This window comes from Klebsiella sp. CTHL.F3a (assembly GCF_019890895.1).
In the GTDB taxonomy this organism is placed as follows: Bacteria; Pseudomonadota; Gammaproteobacteria; order Enterobacterales; family Enterobacteriaceae; genus Klebsiella; species Klebsiella grimontii.
Genome location: NZ_CP082360.1, coordinates 4,690,629 through 4,709,273 on the forward strand (window position 1 = coordinate 4,690,629; position 18,645 = coordinate 4,709,273).

21 protein-coding genes are annotated in these 18,645 nt (G+C 55.8%); 5 read left to right on the forward strand and 16 right to left on the reverse strand.

From position 1 onward, the window contains the following. Window positions 1–54 precede the first annotated feature (54 nt). The 3 genes from K7H21_RS22060 to aroL all read right to left on the reverse strand — a co-directional run bounded on the left by K7H21_RS22060 (window position 55) and on the right by aroL (window position 1,775). Window positions 55–735, reverse strand: a complete 681-nt coding sequence (locus tag K7H21_RS22060; protein WP_170100633.1) for an AroM family protein — start codon at window positions 733–735, stop codon at window positions 55–57. Window positions 736–985: 250 nt separating this feature from the next. Beyond that, the gene (locus tag K7H21_RS22065) at window positions 986–1,177 is read right to left on the reverse strand and encodes a YaiA family protein (RefSeq protein ID WP_004129622.1); all 192 of its coding nucleotides are present in this window, start codon (window positions 1,175–1,177) and stop codon (window positions 986–988) included. A gap of 70 nt (window positions 1,178–1,247) precedes the next feature. Beyond that, window positions 1,248–1,775, reverse strand: a complete 528-nt coding sequence (gene aroL, locus K7H21_RS22070; protein WP_004129620.1) for a shikimate kinase AroL — start codon at window positions 1,773–1,775, stop codon at window positions 1,248–1,250. Between the two features lie 334 nt (window positions 1,776–2,109). Between aroL and K7H21_RS22075 the strand changes: the two genes are divergently transcribed. Beyond that, a complete protein-coding gene (locus K7H21_RS22075; protein WP_004129619.1) occupies window positions 2,110–2,808 on the forward strand; it encodes a DUF2076 domain-containing protein in 699 nt (232 codons plus the stop codon). Here K7H21_RS22075 and K7H21_RS22080 read toward each other — a convergent pair. After that, a complete protein-coding gene (locus tag K7H21_RS22080) occupies window positions 2,805–3,263 on the reverse strand; it encodes a YaiI/YqxD family protein (protein WP_049113307.1) in 459 nt (152 codons plus the stop codon). The genes K7H21_RS22075 and K7H21_RS22080 overlap by 4 nt on opposite strands. Window positions 3,264–3,379: 116 nt before the next feature. Between K7H21_RS22080 and proC the strand changes: the two genes are divergently transcribed. Further along, the gene (proC, locus tag K7H21_RS22085; RefSeq protein ID WP_004129614.1) at window positions 3,380–4,189 is read left to right on the forward strand and encodes a pyrroline-5-carboxylate reductase; all 810 of its coding nucleotides are present in this window, start codon (window positions 3,380–3,382) and stop codon (window positions 4,187–4,189) included. Between the two features lie 52 nt (window positions 4,190–4,241). Here proC and psiF read toward each other — a convergent pair whose 3' ends face one another. From psiF to K7H21_RS22125, 8 genes are all read right to left on the reverse strand, one after another. Continuing rightward, window positions 4,242–4,562, reverse strand: a complete 321-nt coding sequence (gene psiF, locus K7H21_RS22090) for a phosphate starvation-inducible protein PsiF (protein WP_004129612.1) — start codon at window positions 4,560–4,562, stop codon at window positions 4,242–4,244. 90 nt (window positions 4,563–4,652) lie between these two features. After that, window positions 4,653–6,083, reverse strand: coding sequence for an alkaline phosphatase (gene phoA, locus K7H21_RS22095; RefSeq protein WP_032742056.1), 1,431 nt, complete (start codon window positions 6,081–6,083; stop codon window positions 4,653–4,655). A gap of 88 nt (window positions 6,084–6,171) precedes the next feature. Next, a complete protein-coding gene (iraP, locus tag K7H21_RS22100; RefSeq protein WP_004129608.1) occupies window positions 6,172–6,432 on the reverse strand; it encodes an anti-adapter protein IraP in 261 nt (86 codons plus the stop codon). Window positions 6,433–6,656: 224 nt separating this feature from the next. Next, a complete protein-coding gene (gene idnR / locus K7H21_RS22105; RefSeq protein WP_004129606.1) occupies window positions 6,657–7,649 on the reverse strand; it encodes a DNA-binding transcriptional regulator IdnR in 993 nt (330 codons plus the stop codon). A 66-nt stretch (window positions 7,650–7,715) separates the two neighbouring features. Next, complete coding sequence (locus tag K7H21_RS22110; RefSeq protein WP_004129603.1) at window positions 7,716–9,002, reverse strand: MFS transporter; 1,287 nt, start codon at window positions 9,000–9,002, stop codon at window positions 7,716–7,718. A 94-nt stretch (window positions 9,003–9,096) separates the two neighbouring features. Then, a complete protein-coding gene (idnO, locus tag K7H21_RS22115) occupies window positions 9,097–9,861 on the reverse strand; it encodes a gluconate 5-dehydrogenase (RefSeq protein WP_049113309.1) in 765 nt (254 codons plus the stop codon). Between the two features lie 178 nt (window positions 9,862–10,039). Beyond that, window positions 10,040–11,239 carry a multidrug efflux MFS transporter gene (locus K7H21_RS22120; protein WP_004129587.1) on the reverse strand — a complete coding sequence of 400 codons (1,200 nt, stop codon included), beginning with the start codon at window positions 11,237–11,239 and terminating at the stop codon, window positions 10,040–10,042. Between the two features lie 169 nt (window positions 11,240–11,408). Continuing rightward, the gene (locus K7H21_RS22125; RefSeq protein WP_223035368.1) at window positions 11,409–12,092 is read right to left on the reverse strand and encodes an extensin-like domain-containing protein; all 684 of its coding nucleotides are present in this window, start codon (window positions 12,090–12,092) and stop codon (window positions 11,409–11,411) included. Window positions 12,093–12,193: 101 nt separating this feature from the next. Between K7H21_RS22125 and ddlA the strand changes: the two genes are divergently transcribed. Then, a complete protein-coding gene (ddlA, locus tag K7H21_RS22130) occupies window positions 12,194–13,291 on the forward strand; it encodes a D-alanine--D-alanine ligase (protein ID WP_087828328.1) in 1,098 nt (365 codons plus the stop codon). Window positions 13,292–13,513: 222 nt separating this feature from the next. Here the strand turns inward: ddlA and K7H21_RS22135 are convergent, their stop codons facing one another. Next, window positions 13,514–13,717, reverse strand: a complete 204-nt coding sequence (locus K7H21_RS22135) for a DUF2754 family protein (protein WP_004129579.1) — start codon at window positions 13,715–13,717, stop codon at window positions 13,514–13,516. A gap of 255 nt (window positions 13,718–13,972) precedes the next feature. On the opposite strand from K7H21_RS22135, the gene K7H21_RS22140 reads away from it, so the two are divergent. Continuing rightward, on the forward strand, window positions 13,973–14,275 hold the full coding sequence (locus K7H21_RS22140; protein ID WP_004129576.1) for a DUF2755 family protein: 303 nt from the start codon (window positions 13,973–13,975) through the stop codon (window positions 14,273–14,275). Here K7H21_RS22140 and K7H21_RS22145 read toward each other — a convergent pair. The 3 genes from K7H21_RS22145 to K7H21_RS22155 all read right to left on the reverse strand — a co-directional run bounded on the left by K7H21_RS22145 (window position 14,272) and on the right by K7H21_RS22155 (window position 17,247). Next, window positions 14,272–15,378 (reverse strand): DUF1615 domain-containing protein, encoded by a 1,107-nt coding sequence (locus tag K7H21_RS22145; RefSeq protein ID WP_004129573.1) that lies wholly within the window; start codon window positions 15,376–15,378, stop codon window positions 14,272–14,274. The two genes, K7H21_RS22140 and K7H21_RS22145, sit on opposite strands and share 4 nt — an antisense overlap. Window positions 15,379–15,396: 18 nt before the next feature. Further along, complete coding sequence (gene sbmA, locus K7H21_RS22150) at window positions 15,397–16,617, reverse strand: peptide antibiotic transporter SbmA (protein ID WP_004129571.1); 1,221 nt, start codon at window positions 16,615–16,617, stop codon at window positions 15,397–15,399. Window positions 16,618–16,734: 117 nt separating this feature from the next. After that, the gene (locus K7H21_RS22155) at window positions 16,735–17,247 is read right to left on the reverse strand and encodes a cysteine hydrolase family protein (RefSeq protein ID WP_162626048.1); all 513 of its coding nucleotides are present in this window, start codon (window positions 17,245–17,247) and stop codon (window positions 16,735–16,737) included. A gap of 221 nt (window positions 17,248–17,468) precedes the next feature. Between K7H21_RS22155 and ampH the strand changes: the two genes are divergently transcribed. Then, a complete protein-coding gene (gene ampH, locus K7H21_RS22160) occupies window positions 17,469–18,629 on the forward strand; it encodes a D-alanyl-D-alanine-carboxypeptidase/endopeptidase AmpH (protein ID WP_032742055.1) in 1,161 nt (386 codons plus the stop codon). The last annotated feature ends 16 nt before the right edge of the window (window positions 18,630–18,645 follow it).

The window sequence follows — 18,645 nt, forward strand, 5'->3', positions numbered from 1 at the left end:
AATATAGGGGGCGCTCCTTGCACCTGTCACGTAAAATTAACGCGATATATCAGGTTAAACTAATAGTTCTGCCGCCAGTCGCGAAACCAGCACATTTGACAACAGAACCGGGATATCCAGCGCCTTTTGTAATATGTCTCGATGCTGCTGGTGGTAGCAAAGACAATCCAGCATCAGTACGTCTGCGCCTTGCTCAATCAGCTCCCTGCCGGCGGCCAGTAAATTCTCTTTACTACCGCTGACCGGGTTGGAGATGGCATACAGCGGGGTGTTTTCTAACACCTGCCATTTATCCCGCTGCAGCGGCAAAATCTCTTCGACCGGAACAATGACCCCTACCTGATGACCGTCAACAATCGAGGCAACCAGCGGCGGGATAATCCTTTGCGGCTCAAGCAGGATCGCATTATTCGCCGTAAATCCGCGAAAGGGATGGGTACTCATGAGTAATATCAGGTCGTAATCTTGTTTATCGAGCACCGCAATGACGCTACGTAAATCACGTTCAACCTTCTGCCGCGAGACCTGGGCGATTTCATTGTCGTTAAGCAAGGTCAATAGCATCTCATCGCCGGGCTCAATGCCATAGTCCCGCATTACCTCTTCGCGCGCCATTTTGCCTAACAGGCTAACGTGGTCGATCTGTTCTTCCCTGATATGTTCAGTTAAAAGCGGCAACATCTCCGCCACCGGTACTACCCCAATGGTCAAAATTGCCATCGATGCACTACTCATATCATGTACCTTTTCACAACCGCTGTTTCAAAACAGGCTTCTCTTGACGACTTCTGCCCCCTGGTGACCAAAGCAACCGTCGAGAAGCGTAGCAGATTACGGCTATTTTGGAATGTAAAGATTCCAAAAGCGTCAAAACGCACCAGAAAATCCGTGACTTAGGTAATCATTAGTACGGTTAATAAATTAAAAATGTGATGCATGTCCGGTAGCGACCTTTTCAGAGCCAATCCCGGACATGAATGGGAAATTAAGATTTGTCAGGATCTTCGTAGCGCCGTTTGGCGTCCAGCGCTTCCTGTTCAGTAGGGTGTTCACTGATGAGGGAGTTTGGCGTCGGATGGTCAGCGCGCAGTTCATACCAGGTGACCGTTTGGCCCTGCGGGCCTTTTTCAACGGCGACAACACGCGCTTCCCTTGGATATGGAGGTCTGGTCGGCATAGCGTTTCCTTTTTTACCTTAAGAGCTTTAAAGTATAGGCGCTGCCGATCCGTTTTCCCCAGGTAAAGTCTTAACTGGTATAGCTCGCACCGCATACGGTCGTCATAATCTGTTCCACGACCTCATCCGGCGACGCGGTGGCGTTAATAATATGATGCGCGGCCGCGCGATATAGCGCTTCTCTCTGCGCCAGCACTTCACCCACTTCTTCGCGGATGGGCTTTCCGGTCAGCGTCGGGCGCTGTTCAGCCTTCGGATAGGCTTCAAGACGGTCTATCAGCGCGGAAACCGAAGCCTCAAGATAGATCACTACGCCATTCTCCCGCATAAACTGACGGTTATATTCGCTGAGTATAATGCCGCCTCCGGTGGCGATGATGGTTGCGGGTTGCGCGACTCTTTCTAACGCCTGCGTTTCCAGAGCACGAAAGCGTTCCCAGCCTTCCTGCTGGACGATCGCCGCTACCGTGCGCTGCTCATGCTCCTGCAGCTCATGGTCCGTGTCGGCGAACTTAAAGTTGCGAACTTTCGCCAGCGCATGACCGACGGTCGTTTTACCGCAGCCGCGAGGCCCGACAAGAAATATTAGCTGTGTCATTACCGAAGACCCCTTGGTTCCGCGTACTGCGGATAAATGAAAGCGAAAAGAAAAACAATGGTACCGCAAACTTACCTGACGCCAACCGTAAAATAAACGTTACATACCATCTACAAACCCTTTCACCTTAGTATTAGAAAGGACTTTAAATGTAAACTTATCATTGCATCTAGTGTTATGCCAGCTTTACTTTTGTACAGAAGTTATTTTTTGTTCGCAGTCTGGCGTAAACAGTAACACATTTCTGCACAGCTTTACGCTGCCGCATATTTACAAGACGAGTCCTTCGGAGCGAATCTGAAGCTAATCAATCAGTATGACAGAGGTATGTAGTATGCAATCTGAAGAGCAACGCCTTATTGATGGACTGTTTTCCCGGTTAAAAGAGGCCGAGAGCCGCAGCGCATCGCGCGATGCCAGCGCTGAGGAGCGGATTGCCGGGCACATCAAAGAGCAGCCGTTCGCCCCTTACTATATGGCGCAGACAATTTTGATTCAGGAAGCGGCGATCAAACAGCTTAACGACCGTATTCAGGCGCTGGAAAGCCAGGTCACCCAGCTTCAGGCTGCGAAGCCAAGCAGCGGCGGGTTTCTCTCCGGCCTGTTTGGCGGCGGGCAGTCTCGCGGCTCCGATCCGATTCCTGGCGCAGAGCAGTATGGCCGACAGCAGGCCGGCGCCCAGCCTCAGTACGCCCCACAGGCGCAACAGCAGAACTACGCGCCTCAGGCCTCGCGCAGCGGCGGCGGCTTTATGGCCGGCGCGCTGCAAACGGCGGCAGGCGTCGCGGGCGGCGTAGTGTTGGGCAATATGTTGACCAATATGTTTAGCGGCTCGCATCCGCAGGAGATCGTCAATATTATCGAAGATAAACCGCAGCCGGATCTCAGCCAGGCGCAGGACAGCAGCGTCGCTGACGATACCTTCCGCCAAGATGACGGGCAGTTCCTTGCCGACAACAACGACTATGACTCCGACTTTGACGCCGGTTTTGGCAACGATGATTTTGGCAGCGACGACGACAGCTGGGTTTAACCCTGCGGGCGTTTGACCTCTAGCAGCCATTTCTCCAGCGCGGCGGCAAACTGCTGACGATCGCGCTGGGATAAGCTATCCGGGCCGCCGGTCTGCACACCGCTGGCCCGCATCGTTTCCATAAAATCGCGCATCGTCAGGCGCTCGCGAATAGTCGCCTCGCTGTAGCGTTCTCCGCGCGGATTCAGCGCCGCCCCGCCTTTCTCCAGCACTTCCGCCGCCAGCGGGATATCGGCGGTAATCACCAGATCTCCCGGCTCGCATAAACGAACGATTTCGTTATCCGCCACGTCAAATCCCTGCGCCACGCGCAGCGTGCGGATAAAGCGCGACGGTGGGACGCGCAGCGGCTGGTTAGCGACCAGCGTCAGCGAGATTTGCGTGCGCTCTGCGGCGCGGAACAAAATATCTTTAATGACGTTCGGACACGCGTCCGCATCAACCCAAATAGCCATTGCGGCTCCTGTCGACCAAAAAGAGATACCGTATTGTCACCTGCTTTTGCCTTCCGCGAAAGCAACAAGATGATAAGCTATGTAGCTAACGATAAAACAAGCAAAGGGGATTGGTGATGGAGAAGAAAATCGGCTTTATCGGCTGCGGCAATATGGGCAAGGCCATTCTGGGCGGCCTAATCGCCAGCGGACAGGTTCAGCCGGGTCAAATCTGGGTCTACACCCCGTCGCCGGACAAAGTGGCGGCCCTGCACGACCAGTACGGCATTAATGCGGCGCAAAGCGCGCAGGAAGTGGCCCAGGTGGCGGATATCGTTTTTGGCGCCGTGAAGCCGGGCGTGATGGTTAAAGTCCTCAGCGACATCGCCTCCAGCCTGAATAAAGACTCTCTGGTGGTTTCTATCGCCGCGGGCGTGACGCTCGATCAGCTGGCGCGCGCCCTGGGCCACGATCGCAAAATAGTCCGCGCGATGCCCAACACGCCTTCGCTGGTCAACGCGGGGATGACGTCGGTCACGCCGAACGCGCTGGTGAGCGCCGAAGAAACCGCAGAAATCCTGACCATCTTCCGCTGCTTTGGCCAGGCGGAAATCATTGCGGAGCCCATGATTCACCCGGTGGTTGGCGTCAGCGGCTCCGCGCCGGCCTACGTTTTTATGTTTATCGAAGCCATGGCGGATGCCGCCGTGCTTGGCGGAATGCCGCGCGCTCAGGCTTATAAATTCGCGGCCCAGGCGGTGATGGGTTCCGCTAAAATGGTGCTCGAGAGCGGAGAGCATCCGGGCGCGCTGAAGGATATGGTGTGCTCGCCGGGCGGCACCACGATCGAAGCCGTGCGCGTGCTGGAAGAGAAAGGCTTCCGCTCGTCCGTCATCGAAGCGATGGTGAAATGCATGGAGAAATCAGAGAAGCTCAGCCGTTCCTGATTGGAATAGCGAATAACGCATAGCGGGTGAGGGAAACCTCACCCGCTTATTTTTACACCTGTTTTTTCAGGCAGGCGCTCATAAATTTGCTGCGATCGTCTCCTTTCAGAGACTGCTGGGTCGCCTGAGCGTTACACTCGCGCATTTTCTGCTGCTGAGGCGTTAGCCCCTTACCGTCCTGCGTGGCGCCATCTTTCTTCAGGCAGCTACTCATAAACGTTTTACGCTCATCCCCTTTCAGCGACTTCGACGACGCTTCTTTATTACACACGCTCATCTTTTGCTGCTGGGGGGTTAACTCTTTTTCCGCGGCACTCACCGCTGTCATAAATACCAGGCCAAAAAGTAGGGTCACAAGTAATGTTATTTTCATCGCACCATCCTCTATGAGTGGATCTCTGTAAGTCTGGTCGCTGATGGAGAAAAAACCAGCCGGTAACGAAAATTCGTCACCGGCTTCAGGTTATTTCAGATTAAGTGCGGCCTTCATGGTATAGAACAGGTCGGTCTGATCGGTTAGCCCCACCACGTTGGCCGCGTGCGGGCCGTAGGCGGCAATACGCAGCTGGGTGCCGGTATGCTCCATCGACGTTTCTTCAGAGTTGCCGTAGCTCATGACCATCACCGCGCCGTCTTTGGTATTCAGCGCCTGCGTCAGGCCTGGGGCTTTGGTGTCTGCCGGGATAATCTGGCTGGCGTGAGCGTGGTCGGCGGTGACGATAACCAGGGTATTGCCCTCTTTTTTGGCAAACTCCAGCGCCTTCTGTACCGCTTCATCCAGATCGACGGTTTCGCCAATCTGACCGCACGGATTCGCCGCGTGATCCTGTTTATCGATAGAAGCACCTTCCACCTGCAGGAAGAAGCCCTTCTCGCTGCTGCTCAGCAGATCGATGGCTTTCTCGGTCATCTGCGCCAGCGTCGGCACCGAAGCGTCACGTTTCGGGTTCGGCGTACAGGTCACCGCCGGCTTATCGATATTGCCGTGATAAGACGCCTTTGGGCCTTCCCAACGCACCGGCATATTCCCTTCAGCGAAGAGACCGAGCAGCGGTTTGTCCTGATTGGCCTGGCTAATGGCGGCCAGCGAGCTGGTGTCGGTGACGATCTGGTAGCCGCGGGCTACCGCTTGATCGCGCAGCGTTTTGCCCTGCCATTCGCCGGCCGTCGCGGTTTCAGCGAAGGTTTTCGCTCCGCCGCCCAGCGTCACGTCCGGACGGGCGTTCAGCAACTGCTCGGTAATGGAACCCTTACCGCCTTTTTCCAGCGCGTTGCTGGCGCATTTTTCACTGGTTACGCTCGGACCGTAGCATTTACGCGAAGTGACGTGCGCTACCAGCGCAGCCGGCGTGGCGTCCTGCAGTTCCGCCGTCGAGACGTTACCGGTAGCTAAACCGGCCGCTTTCGCCAGTTCAAGGATGGTCTGATGATCTTTTTCATGGATATCCACACCTAGCGCGCCGTTGTAGCTTTTCACGCCGGTAGTCCAGGCCGTAGCGGAAGCGGCGGAGTCGGTGACATAATCCGGCTTGCCGGTTTTCTTATCCAGTGAATAATGGGTGTACTGGCCGGTCAGCGGCAGCGCGTCAATGCCTTTAAAGAAACCGCCAGCCCCTTCTGCATAATTTCGCGCGGCGGTAATTTCTGAATCGCCCATTCCATCGCCAATCAGCAAAATAATATTTTTAGCCGGTTTATTGATTAACGAAGCGCGCAGCGCCTCGGTCTGGTCGCCGGTTAAACGACGCGCGCCGCCCGGCGTGGTGATATCGCCCTGCGCGGCACGATTTTCCAGAACCGGTGCGGTTGTTGTTTCCGCGTGAATAATCGGGGAGCCCAGCAGAGGTATCAGGGCAATAAACAAGGCGCTTAATTTCACTTTTATCGTCTCCATGTAAAAAATACTTTAAAAAACAAAACGAGGGAGACTGTATAAAAGCGATGTGACAGTAAAATGACAGCATCCATACCTTGTCACAAAACTAACTACGAGGATGCCGTAACAGCTTCTTTATATATTGCTGCAATAGCTGGGTATCGCGGTCGTCGACCAGCGGGCCGGGGCTGGCCTCGTCGATGGCTTGCTCAATATCGCTGATTAGCGCCTGCTGGGCACCCTGCTCCATATGGCGTAGCAGAGCGGTCACCACCACTTCCAGGGCCTCCACCTGTGCCGTCAGTTCCTTCGATTCTTCTTCCTTTTGGGCGAGTTTAACCAGCAGCTCAGCAATGAGATTCTTCACAGCGCTTTATCCTTATGCGAGGTCCGTAGTCTGCTATTTATGTCATAGATTAGCCGTCGGTTTCCACCATTATTTTTTAAAAAGGATCGACACGTCAATGAATAACAAGCGAAACGTTTTGCTCATTGCCAATCCCCCAGGAATTTACTCACGAGGGATTAATAAGCGTCATAACCAAAATTAACAAATAAGAATAAAATGGAATATCGCTATTCTATCGATAACTATAACGTATCGCCATAATATATCTGGTAGGCCAGATTAACGCTGTCCGGTGCGTCTTTACCGGCCAGGCGCGCAATAAGTATTTCGCTCGCGGTTTTACCGATGTCATAACGTGGGGTAATGACGCTGGCTATTTTTTGTAACCGCGCCCGGCCAATTTCGAGGCCGTGAAAACCGGCAATGGCAATCTCCTGCGGGACGGCTTTCCCCTGCGCCTGGCACTCGAGCAGTACGCCCACCGCCAGGTCGTCGTTGGTACAAAAAATGGCGTCGATATCCGGGCGCGACTGCTGCATCTGCAGAAACATCTGCCGACCAAGCGCAACCGAGGAGATCGTCTTCGGCGCCATGTGATACGCCTTCAGACCGTGCTCCGCCAGCGCCAGTTCAGTGCCGTGAAAACGGCTTAAATCGCGGGGATCGTCCATGGAGCCAAAAAAGGCGATCGCCCGTTTTCCGCTCTCAAGAAAAGCGTGGGTCATGTCCCACGCCGCCTTTTCGTTATCGAAGCCCACCTGGATATCCAGTTGCTGACCGCCAAAGTCCATCAGTTCAGCGACGGGAATACCGCTGGCGCGCACGTACTGCACCATGCGATCGCTGTGCTGCTTGCCGGTCAAAATCAGCCCGTCGATGTTATAAGAGAGCAGGTTGAGCACCTCGCGCTCTTCGCGCTGCGGGTCATATTCATAGTTGGCAATCAGGGTCTGGTACTGATGCGCGGAAGTCACCGACTCAATGCCGGCCAGCACATCGGCAAAAATCTGGTTGCGAAAGGAAGGAATAAGCACGCCAATCGTTTTGCTGCGGGCGTTAAGCAGGATTTCCGGTGCCCGGTTAGGGATATAGTTGTTTTCTTCCATAACCTTTGAAATCAGCTCGCGGCTGCGCTCAGAAACCTGGCCGGGGTCGCGTAAATAACGGCTGACCGTCATTTTATTCAACCCCGCCAGATTAGCGATATCCTGCAATGTCATCCGGTTGTTTTTCATCAGGTTCTCTACGACAAACGACTTATGTGCTCGCAGAGAACCTTACCACAGCAGCGGCGGTTTATGTTAGCCGACAACCCTTTTTGCCACCGCCGGGGAAGAAGATTGCGGGTTAGCACGCACGTTGAACATCAGCACAACGGACGACAACAGCGCGACGGCCATAAAGGTATAGGATACCCCCGGCCCGCCGGTGATACCGTTCAGATACCCCACCAGCCACGCGCCAAGGAAAGCGCCGAGTGCGCCGAAGCTATTAATTAGCCCCATCGATACGCCGGAAACGTTGCGCGGCAGCAGTTCAGGAATAAGCGCGAAGAACGGCCCGTAGGGCGCATACATGCAGGCCGCAGCAATAACCAGCAGCGCGTAGGATAACCAGAACGCCTGGTTGCCCACCATCCACGAGCCAAAGAAGGCGATAGCGGCAATCAGCAACAGCGGCCAGATAAACAATTTACGATTCTGGAACTTATCCGACAGCCAGGAGACCGTCAGCATCAGGATAATCGCCGCCAGGTACGGCGCCGCCGCCAGCCAGCCCACCGCCACGATATCCATCTGCGCGGCGTTTTTCAGAATCGACGGCATCCACATCATGAAGCCGTATACGCCGATGCTCCACAGCGCATGCACGGCGCAGAGCATAATCACATTGCGCGAGCGCAGCGCTTCACCGTAGTTGCGCACCGGCTTGATATGACTCTGCTCGCTGTCCATCACCTTCTGCAGGGTCTCTTTTTCCTGCGCGTTCAGCCAGGAAACCTCGGACGGTTTATCACGCACCAGTATCCACCAGCATATCGCCCACAGTACCGCCGGAATGCCTTCAATGATGAACATTTCGCGCCAGCCCCACGCCTGAATCAGATAGCCGGAAACGATAGACATCCACAGCACCGTCACCGGGTTCCCGAGGATCAGAAAAGTATTGGCGCGTGAACGCTCGGTTTTAGTAAACCAGTTGCTGATATAAATCAGCATCGCCGGCATCACCGCCGCCTCAACCACCCCAAGCGTAAAGCGAATCGCCATCAGCATCGGAATATTGCTGACGAACCCGGTAGCCGCCGCGCAGAATCCCCATAAAATAAGACTAAAGAAAATCATTTTTCGCACGCTGCGTTTTACCGCATATATCGCGCCGGGAACCTGAAAAAAGAAATAACCGAGAAAAAATAATGCGCCAATCAGCGACGCCGTTCCTTTCGTAATACCTAAATCACTTTCGATTCCCGCCGCAGCGGCAAAACCATAATTCGCGCGATCAAGGTAGGCCAGACTATAGGTAATAAATATAATCGGCATTAAATACCACCAGCGACGCGCGGGTAATTTCGCGAGCATATGCATAAGCAATCCTCAGATATTAATATCTTCACACGGGTTAAATACGCCGTCCTTCAGGCAGTACGGGCACGCTGCTGCCTGAAGGAGGCGAAGTGATTCAGACAGCGGCGAGCATTCCGCCGTCCACAAACAGCAAATGACCGTTAACAAAGTTTGCCGCCGACGAAGCCAGATACACCGCGGCGCCAATCAGCTCTTCCGGTTTTCCCCAGCGCGCCGCCGGCGTGCGCTGATACAGCCAGGCGGAAAACGCCTCATCGTTGACCAGGGCGGTCGTCATCTCGGTGGCAAAATATCCCGGCGCGATACCGTTAACCTGAATATTATATTCGGCCAGCTCAACGCACATACCGCGGGTAAGCATTTTAACCGCCCCTTTTGAGGCCGCATAAGGCGTAATTGTTTTACGTCCCAGCTCGCTCTGCATCGAACAAATATTAATTATTTTTCCCGCGCGGCGGCTCATCATATATTTTGCCACCTGCTGCGATACCAGAAAAACGCCTTTCTGGTTGACCTCAATAACGTTGTCCCACTCCTCCTCCGGAAATTCGGTAAAAGGGAAACGCCGCTGGATCCCGGCATTATTAATTAAAATATCAATGGCGCCGACCTCCTCTTCGATGCGGGCTATCGCCTGCTCGACCTGCGCCGCCTGGGTGACGTCAAAGGCGACCCCTACCGCGCGAAAGCCCTGCGCCACCAGCACCTGCGCCGCCTGGTCCGCTCTTTCCTGCGTCCGGTCGTTAATGATTATCTCCGCGCCGTACTCGGCGAGGCCGCCGGCCAACAGATGGCCTATCCCCTGAGCGGAGCCGGTGATCAGCGCGCGTTTCCCTGACAAATCGAATAAATTTCGCATATAACCTCTTTTTCAATAACTGTTACGCGTAACTGTATACGCGTAACAGTTAAGAATAGAAGAGGATAAGAAGGGAAAATGATCGTTTTGTGATCGGTGATACATTTGAAGATTAAGGAATACAAAGGCCGGCATTGACGCTGTGACGCAAATACCGGCCAGGCAGAAGAAGAAGGGATTACGCCGCGGTACGGCGGCTGCGGCGCAGCATGATGGCCAGCTGCCAGATATTGATCAGCACAATAATCGCCGTGGCGATAAACACCCAGCGGAAACCGGCCATGGCCGAGACCGACGCGCCGATCAGCGGCCCGGCTACGTTGCCGAGATACATAAATGACTGATTATAACCGAAAATACGCCCGGTGACGCTGTCGCTGCAGTACTTGAGCAGAAGCGTTTGCACCGCCGGCAGCATCGCCCCATCGGCAAAACCGAGCAGAAAGCGCAGGACGCCAAGCTGGAATGGGGTCGTAACGAACGACATGGCAAAGAACATCACTACCGCGCAGCACAACGTCGCCAGCAGAATTCGCGAGGTGCCGATTCTGTCGCCCAGTTTCCCCAGACGGGGCGCCGAAATCAGCGCCGACACGCCCGGCACGGCGGCGATCATCCCCGCGAGAAAGGCGATATTATTGCTATCCGGCGCCATCGACTTGATAAACAGGGCCAGAATCGGGCCGATTGATCCGTTGCAAAGCTGAATCACCAGGGTGGTGAAAAACAGGCTGATCACCAGCCCCGGATAGGGCAGCGAGGCAAACACCGCCTTACCGCTCAGCCGCTCCGCCTTGCTGACCTGCGGACGGGCGCCCTCTTTAATCAGAAATAGCGTCACCAGGAAGCTTACGGTCAGCAAAATCGCGGTGATGATAAATACGGCGCGCAAACCGACGTGATCGGCCAGGAAACCGCCGAGCAGCGGCCCGCCAATCACGCCGCTGATCTGCGCCGTCGATAGCGTGCTCAGCGCCCAGCCGCTACGCTCGCGCGGAACCTGAGACGCCACCAGCGCCATGGCGTTGGGAATATAGCCGGAAGTCAGTCCCATCACCGCGCGCAGGATAAACAGCTGCCAGACGTTGGTGGCGAACGCCTGGAGTAAAATGGCGATGGCCATGCCCAGCGAGGCGCGCAGCAGCATCAGCTTGCGCCCTTTGCGGTCGGCGAGGCTCCCCCACATCGGCGAGACAATCGCCGACACCAGAAAAGTGACGCTAAAGGTCAGCCCCGACCACATGGATAACGCTTCATGCGAGGTCACGCCCAGTTGGGAAACGTACAGCGGCAAAAAGGGGAGAATTTGGCTGATAGCCAGTCCGGTAAAAAAACAGCCAAACCAGACGGAGATAAGATTAACCTTCCAGGATTCCATAACTACGCGTATTCATTAGTTTTTCGACAATTATTATCTAGCTTAGCAATTTCCCTCATCCGACGTACTACCAGAGGTGCGCTGGCAGAGAGTTTGGTGTTTTATGACATGTGATTTTGTTATGACGAACAATTTCGTGGTGAAAAGCGCGTAAGACAGCGAGATATGCTCAGAAACAGAATCCCTGGCCGCGCATGCCGAGGTGAAAATGGTTGGCGTGAGCCGCGTTGTAGTCCGGCCCTAAAGCGTTACCGTAATAGCCGCAGCCGCCGGTCAGTAACGCCTGCAGCCAGGGGTGATACTGCGCATCGGGCCACCCTTTCAGCACGCTGATGCGGCGGCCATCGGCCAAACGAAAGCCGCTAATATCCAGCGCCTCCGCGGTAGCGTGTTCGCTGCGCCGCGCGTTCTGGCGATGGTAAATATTGCGGCAGGCATAGCTGCCAAAATGGTCAACCTGGCGGAGTTCCTGCCCCAGCATCCGGTGGGTCAGCGGTTTCGCCTGCTGTTGTAGATACAGCGCGCTGCTCAACGCCAGCGGGCAGCTGGCGAGGAAGCTGCTGCTGAGCTTTACCGCGCCAAAATCGCGTACCCGAACCACGTTTTGCAGCGGGCACTCTCCCCCGCTATCGGCCACCGGCTGGCTGGTGATGAGATTTCGCTGATTCGCTTCTTTCAGCAGGCCGGCGCACTGCGCGGGGGTCAGTCGCCGCAGCTTATAGTGGGTGATGAACCCCGGCGGATCCTCCAGGCGCAGCGGCGCCAGCGGGTTATAGTGCGCCGGAAGAAAACGATAGCCGTAATATCCGGCCGCCAGCAGCGCCAACAGAACGATAAGCCCTTTTCCTTTCACGCGCTGCCTCCCAATGCTTTACCCGGTGAATATTATGGCAGCCAGGCGGCTGTTTCACATGCTATGTTATGCCCTTTGATGTAATCATGATGGAAGTTGAAATGGCTAAGATGAGGGTTGGGATCGTTTTCGGCGGTAAGTCGGCAGAACATGAAGTATCGCTACAGTCAGCGAAAAATATCGTGGAAGCGATCGATAAAACGCGCTTCGACGTCGTTTTACTGGGGATTGATAAGCAGGGGCAATGGCATATCAACGACGCCAGCAACTATCTGCTCAATCCGCAGGACCCCGCCCATATTGCCCTGCGCCCGTCCGATATTACGCTGGCGCAAATTCCCGGACGCGAAGCGCAGCAGCTGATTAACGCCGATAGCGGCCAGCCGCTGGCGGCCATTGACGTGATCTTCCCAATTGTTCACGGCACCCTTGGGGAAGATGGTTCTCTGCAGGGCATGCTGCGGATGGCCAACCTGCCCTTCGTCGGTTCCGACGTCCTCGGCTCAGCCGCCTGCATGGACAAAGACGTCACCAAACGTCTGCTGCGCGATGCCGGGCTGTCGATTGCGCCTTTTATTACCCTGACCCGCGCCAACCGTCATCAGGTGAGTTTTGCCGACGTGCAGGCGAAGCTAGGCCTGCCGCTATTTGTTAAACCGGCGAACCAGGGTTCCTCGGTAGGCGTCAGCAAGGTCAACAACGAAGAGCAGTATCAGCAGGCGGTCGCACTGGCCTTCGAATTTGACCATAAAGTGGTGGTTGAGCAGGGGATTAAAGGGCGCGAGATCGAGTGTGCGGTGCTGGGCAATGATAATCCGCAGGCCAGCACCTGTGGCGAAATCGTCCTCAACAGCGAATTTTACGCCTACGATACCAAGTACATTGACGATCAGGGGGCGAAGGTGGTGGTTCCAGCGGCCATTGACAGCGAAGTCAACGATAAAATTCGCCAGATCGCCGTTCGCGCCTATCAGACCCTCGGCTGCAGCGGCATGGCGCGCGTCGATGTCTTCCTGACCGCCGATAACGACGTGGTGATTAATGAAATCAACACCCTGCCGGGCTTCACCAATATTAGTATGTATCCGAAGCTGTGGCAGGCCAGCGGTCTGGACTACACCAGCCTGATTAGCCGCTTGATTGAACTGGCGCTGGAGCGTCACGCCGCCGATCGCGCGCTGAAAACATCGATGAATTAATCCCGGTAACGGGTTCACCGTCGTCTGCCGGCGGTAGCCCGGGTAAGGCGTTTACGCCGCGATCCGGGGAGTGTGCGGGGTTGATGTATCAGCTCGCCACACTCCCCGGCTCGCGCTGCGCTTAGCCGGGCTACGGGTTCACCAGGGCCTGCGGTCGGGTAGCCCGGACAGGCGCGCCAGCGCCGCCGCCGGGAAAGCACATCTCACGCGGCCTCTCTCACTTTACACTTCCTCTGCCGGGCGGCGGCGAATAATAAACCCGGCGATCCAGAAGCTAATCACCCACGTCACCAGCCCAACCGCGTAAGAACGCCAGCCTTCGGTTTCATAGCCGAGCAGCCCGACCACGCCATTCATAATAAAAATTAACCCCAGCGCAACCGCGTAGTAGTGCCAATCGCGGCGAATTTTTTCAGTGAGCTTCATAACCACTCCGACAACAAAAAAAGCATCTTCGCATAGCCGCCACCACGGGTCTGTAGCTGCGTTGAGAATTGTCGCACATTGCGATATCGGTCTAAATTTCACAAATTTGTAGCAAACTCACAACCCGATGAAATCAGGAATATTCCTGGACGGAAATTACCAGCAATCTGATACTGAGATATCTCCTTCGTTGCCAGAATAAACCTCTATGTAGCCGTGGAAAAAACGGCAGGCAGGTGAAGTATGGAGGTCAATATGGCAGAGTTCACCTTTGCAAAGACCGTCAACGGCGGCAAAAAGAGGGGCTCTATCACCAGCAGCAACATCGCTTACGCTCTGTTTGTGCTGTTTTGCTTCTGGGCCGGTGCGCAAATGCTGAGTATGCTGATCCACGCGCCGGGAGTGTTTGAGCATCTGATTCAAATGCAGGACAGCAGCCGCCCGCGGGTCGAGATTAGCCTGACGGTCGGTACCCTGTTCGGGCTAATTCCCTTTCTGGCAGGCTGCGTATTAATTGGTATACCAGGGCTGATTTTCCGCTGGCGCAGCCGCCGCTAACGGCGCGCCATACAGCTGGCCCGCCGGTCATCAACGCGTTTAGCAAACCAGGCGGTCGTCAGATTACGGGTGATTTTCGGGCTCTCAAGCTGAATGCCCGGCAGCACTTCCCGCGGTAGCGTTTTACCGGCTTTTTTATCGGCAATACGAAACACCTGCTTATAAAGATCGCTCTCTTCAAACGCCAGGGTATCGCCCTTCTTTAACTGACGATGGATATCGTCATCGCTCATCGCCAGCTGCGAGGATAACCGGCGCACCGCCAGTTCGGTGGTTCCGGCCTCGTCGCTATCGTAGCGAATCAAATCGCCATCCAGCGCCAGCTTCACGCCCGTCGCTTTAGCGACGGCGTTCTGGAACGCGGCGTTGCGGCTGGCGTACCATCCGGCGTTGAAATCAGCAAAACGGTACAGCGGCACGCTGTAGTTCGCCGGATAGTTCAACAGATGGTAAGTGCCAAACCACAGGCCGCCGCGCAGGCTGAACACCTCCTGGCGCACGGTACCGTCGATTTTCCACGGATAGCCGTCGGTATGCTGCTCGGCGAAGGCGATGCTGACCTGCATCGGGCCGCCGGTATGCACCGGGTTCAGAGAGCCGAATAGCTTCTGCCCCATCGGCACCATACCGATAAAATCATCGAAAATCGCGCTCAGCTGCTTTTCGGTTTTCACGCTATCGAGGCGTTCGCTATAGCTTTTGCCGTTGGGCGATTTGATTTTCAGCGCGGTATGCACCAGAAAAACCGGGATGTGCATTTTCTCCGCCCGGCGGTCTATCTCCTGCCAGGCGATTTTATTCAGCCCCGGCACCGCCGGGTCGGCCTGATAGTTGGACTCCTGCTGCGCCACCGCCAGCACCGAACAGACGTTCTCTTCCGTCGGCGCCAGCTTCTGGCTGGCAAACGTTTTGGCGATGGCCTGCGCCCAGGCCTCGCGATCTTTCACGCTGGCGGGCATTTTCTGCCGCACCACCGCGGCAACATCAATCGCCTTTTCCCCCTTTTTCAACTCCGGCTCCGGCTTGCTGGAACAGGCGCTGAGAACCATCCCGGCCACTAGCGTCAGGGTGAGCGAAACGAAACGAGATGATGCTACGGCCATATTTCTTCCTTGCGATGGTTAACTTAATGTTTGGGTCACTTCCAGCAGCTCTTTGCCATCCAGTTCGCGTTCAAAGCTGCGCAGACGTTTATAGATGGACATCAGCTCAACCAGCGTAGTCCAGGAGCTAATCAGATACTGGAACGAACCGCGTACCTGGCCAAAGACGTTGGTTATCTGGGTCATCAGGCCCAGCGTAATCGTACCGGCAACAATCGACGGAAACAGCAGGAACAAACCGAAAACGTTATCCACCTGCAGATAAAGAATACGGGCGATATTGAAATACATGTAGTGGAAATAGAGGCGGAAATAGTTGCGGCGCACGGCGCCAAAGAGCTCACGCACCGTCGGCGGCGTCGCGCGGTTGGCGTCATCCTCGCCGTACACCAGCTCTTTACGATAGGCGGCCTCGACGCGCTGGTTTTTAAACTCCAGCCCGGGCAGCTTGATCCCCACCACCGCCAGCAGGCCGGTGCCCATTAACGACCAGACGATAGCGGCAATCACCAGACCGTAAGGCAGGTGGCCGACAATCGGTAAATCCGGGACGTGCGCGGAGAGCGTCACCAGCACCGGCAGGAAGGCGATAAGCGTCATCACCGCGTTAAGGAAGCTGACGCCCATGCTCTCCAGGGTGGAAGCAAAGCGCATAGTATCTTCCTGCACACGCTGCGCGGCGCCTTCGATATGGCGCAGATGCTGCCAGTGCGCCATATAGTGTTCGTTCATGGCGGTACGCCAGCGGAAAACGTAGTGACTGACGAAGAAGTTGTTCATCACCCCGATAATCACCGCGATAAGCGCGATACCGAGAAAGATGCCAATCTCCTGATAAAACTGGTTAATGCTGACCTTATGTGGCGTCGCCAGCGCGGCCTGAATAAGATCGTAGAACGGGGCGTACCAGGCGTTGATCGCCACCCCGACCTCCACCAGAAACCAGGTGACAAAAATAATCAGCGAGGTACCGAGGATCGACCAGTATTGCCAACGGTGGGGGCTGTAGATAAACCAAAAAAGGGCGAAAACGCCCACGCAGAATATGTAGAACGCGTAGAACACCAGGTAATTGAGCGACCAAAAGCGCGCCGCGCTAATCGCCACATCCTGGGATGCGCCGGTGACCCGCAGCAGCCAGTCGCCGCCGCCCGCCTGCCAAAAGATCACCGCCAGCAGCGACCAGATAAAGGCAGAAATAAAAAACGGCCCCGGTTTGGGGAAAAAGGATTTAAACATCATGCTCTCCTGCTAACTTCTTTCTCGTTTTGCTGTGCTGTGTACCACAAAAACGCCCGCCGCAAAGTCGTCGCAGCGAAGCAAAGTGGGCGGATGATGAGACCGGATATCAGCGGCTTAGTTCGCCGACCATCCGTTCAGAATTGTTTCTGTCGATTTCACCTGTAAAGGATTGCCCGGAACGGTCAGCGTACGCCACACCTCGTTGTAGTGAGCGATCAGGGTGACGGCCTGCGCCGCCGGGCGGTTGGCGGTAGTATGGGCATCTTCAGCGACGGTAATCGCATAGCCCCGGCTGGCGCCGTTTTTGATGGTGGTATCTACGCAGTAGTCGGTGGCGCAGCCGCAAATGACAAATTGCGTGATGTGATGCTCGCGCAGCACCGCTTCCAGGCGGGTGCGGTAAAAGGCATCGCAGGCGGTCTTGGTCACAAACAGTGCGCCAGCGGGTTGATGCAGTTCGGGCAGCAACGCAAAACCTTCGCTCCCCTCCTCCAGACCACCCTCTTCGCAGTGCTGGATGAAGATAACGGTATCCGCGGCATCTATCAGGCGGTTAATTTGCGCCGCGCAGCGCTCGCGCTCAATACGCGGCGTCGCGAAAACGCCGTTTTGCATATCCACTACCATCACTACCCGTTTCGCCGCCATCGTCTCTTGCCACCCATCTTAAGCCAAAACGATCATCATACGCGCCCGCAGGCGAAAGCCGCTATCCGAAAGCTTAAAAAAGGTTTTTTTACGCCAGGTTACGTTTTTCCGCACAGAATGCCGTTATTAGCGCTTTGCTCGGCGGCGCTTCGTAGTATAAATACGCTCTATATTTTTCTTCACCATGATGGATGCCCCCGTTGAAACGTAGTCTGCTCATTTTTGCTGCGCTGTGCGCGGCGTCGTTGACATCGGCCCAGGCCGCGCAGCCGAGCGTCGACCCGGAATTCGCTGCGGATGTTGTCGACCGTTACGCTAACCATATCTACTACGGCAGCGGCGCGATCGGTATGGCGCTGGTGGTTATCGATGGTAACCAGCGCGTATTCCGCAGCTTCGGCGAAACGCGCCCGGGCAATAATGAGCACCCGCAGCTCGATTCAGTGATTCGCATCGCCTCCCTGAGCAAGCTGATGACCAGCGAAATGTTGGTCAAACTTCTCGACCAGGGCGTGGTGAAGCTCAACGATCCGCTGAGCAAATACGCCCCGCCGGGCGCGCGAGTGCCGACATACCAGGGAGCACCCATCACGCTGGTGAATCTGGCGACGCACACCAGCGCCCTGCCGCGCGAACAGCCCGGCGGCGCGGCGCATCGTCCGGTGTTCGTCTGGCCGACGCGCCAGCAGCGCTGGAACTGGCTCTCCACGGCAACGTTAAAAACCGCGCCGGGTTCGCAGGCCGCCTATTCCAATCTGGCGTTCGATTTACTGGCCGATGCGCTCTCTACCGCCGCAGGCAAGCCCTGGCCGCAGCTGTTTGAAGAGCAGATCACCCGCCCGCTGGGGATGAAAGACACCACCTTTACGCCTTCTCCCGATCAGTGCCGGCGCCTGATGATCCCGGAGAAAGGGGCCAGCCCGTGCAACAATACCCTGGCGGCCATCGGCAGCGGCGGCGTTTACTCCACGCCTGGCGATATGATGCGCTGGATGCAGCAGTTCCTCTCTTCCGATTTCTTCACCCGCGGGCAGCAGGCGGACCGGATGCAGACGCTGATTTATCAACGCAGCCAGCTAACGAAGGTTATCGGGATGGACGTGCCGGGCAAAGCCGATGCGCTGGGCCTCGGCTGGGTCTACATGAAGCCGAAGAACGGCCAGCCGGGCATTATTCAGAAAACCGGCGGCGGCGGCGGTTTTATCACCTACATGGCGATGAACCCGCAGGCTAACGTCGGCGCCTTCGTGGTGGTGACCCGCTCTTCATTGACGCGTTTCAACAACATGAGCGATGGGATCAACGAGCTGGTCAGCGAATTAAGCGGCGACCGTCCCGGGATTGAAACCGCCAGCCAGTAGCCTTGTGGGATGTTTT

Bases quoted from the DNA above. Each gene is read 5' to 3' on its own strand.
- K7H21_RS22060 (WP_170100633.1), bottom strand. From the start codon at position 735: ATGAGTAGTGCATCGATGGCAATTTTGACCATTGGGGTAGTACCGGTG.
- K7H21_RS22065 (WP_004129622.1), bottom strand. From the start codon at position 1,177: ATGCCGACCAGACCTCCATATCCAAGGGAAGCGCGTGTTGTCGCCGTT.
- aroL (WP_004129620.1), bottom strand. From the start codon at position 1,775: ATGACACAGCTAATATTTCTTGTCGGGCCTCGCGGCTGCGGTAAAACG.
- K7H21_RS22075 (WP_004129619.1), top strand. From the start codon at position 2,110: ATGCAATCTGAAGAGCAACGCCTTATTGATGGACTGTTTTCCCGGTTA.
- K7H21_RS22080 (WP_049113307.1), bottom strand. From the start codon at position 3,263: ATGGCTATTTGGGTTGATGCGGACGCGTGTCCGAACGTCATTAAAGAT.
- proC (WP_004129614.1), top strand. From the start codon at position 3,380: ATGGAGAAGAAAATCGGCTTTATCGGCTGCGGCAATATGGGCAAGGCC.
- psiF (WP_004129612.1), bottom strand. From the start codon at position 4,562: ATGAAAATAACATTACTTGTGACCCTACTTTTTGGCCTGGTATTTATG.
- phoA (WP_032742056.1), bottom strand. From the start codon at position 6,083: ATGGAGACGATAAAAGTGAAATTAAGCGCCTTGTTTATTGCCCTGATA.
- idnR (WP_004129606.1), bottom strand. From the start codon at position 7,649: ATGAAAAACAACCGGATGACATTGCAGGATATCGCTAATCTGGCGGGG.
- K7H21_RS22110 (WP_004129603.1), bottom strand. From the start codon at position 9,002: ATGCATATGCTCGCGAAATTACCCGCGCGTCGCTGGTGGTATTTAATG.
- idnO (WP_049113309.1), bottom strand. From the start codon at position 9,861: ATGCGAAATTTATTCGATTTGTCAGGGAAACGCGCGCTGATCACCGGC.
- K7H21_RS22120 (WP_004129587.1), bottom strand. From the start codon at position 11,239: ATGGAATCCTGGAAGGTTAATCTTATCTCCGTCTGGTTTGGCTGTTTT.
- ddlA (WP_087828328.1), top strand. From the start codon at position 12,194: ATGGCTAAGATGAGGGTTGGGATCGTTTTCGGCGGTAAGTCGGCAGAA.
- K7H21_RS22135 (WP_004129579.1), bottom strand. From the start codon at position 13,717: ATGAAGCTCACTGAAAAAATTCGCCGCGATTGGCACTACTACGCGGTT.
- K7H21_RS22140 (WP_004129576.1), top strand. From the start codon at position 13,973: ATGGCAGAGTTCACCTTTGCAAAGACCGTCAACGGCGGCAAAAAGAGG.
- K7H21_RS22145 (WP_004129573.1), bottom strand. From the start codon at position 15,378: ATGGCCGTAGCATCATCTCGTTTCGTTTCGCTCACCCTGACGCTAGTG.
- sbmA (WP_004129571.1), bottom strand. From the start codon at position 16,617: ATGTTTAAATCCTTTTTCCCCAAACCGGGGCCGTTTTTTATTTCTGCC.
- K7H21_RS22155 (WP_162626048.1), bottom strand. From the start codon at position 17,247: ATGGTAGTGGATATGCAAAACGGCGTTTTCGCGACGCCGCGTATTGAG.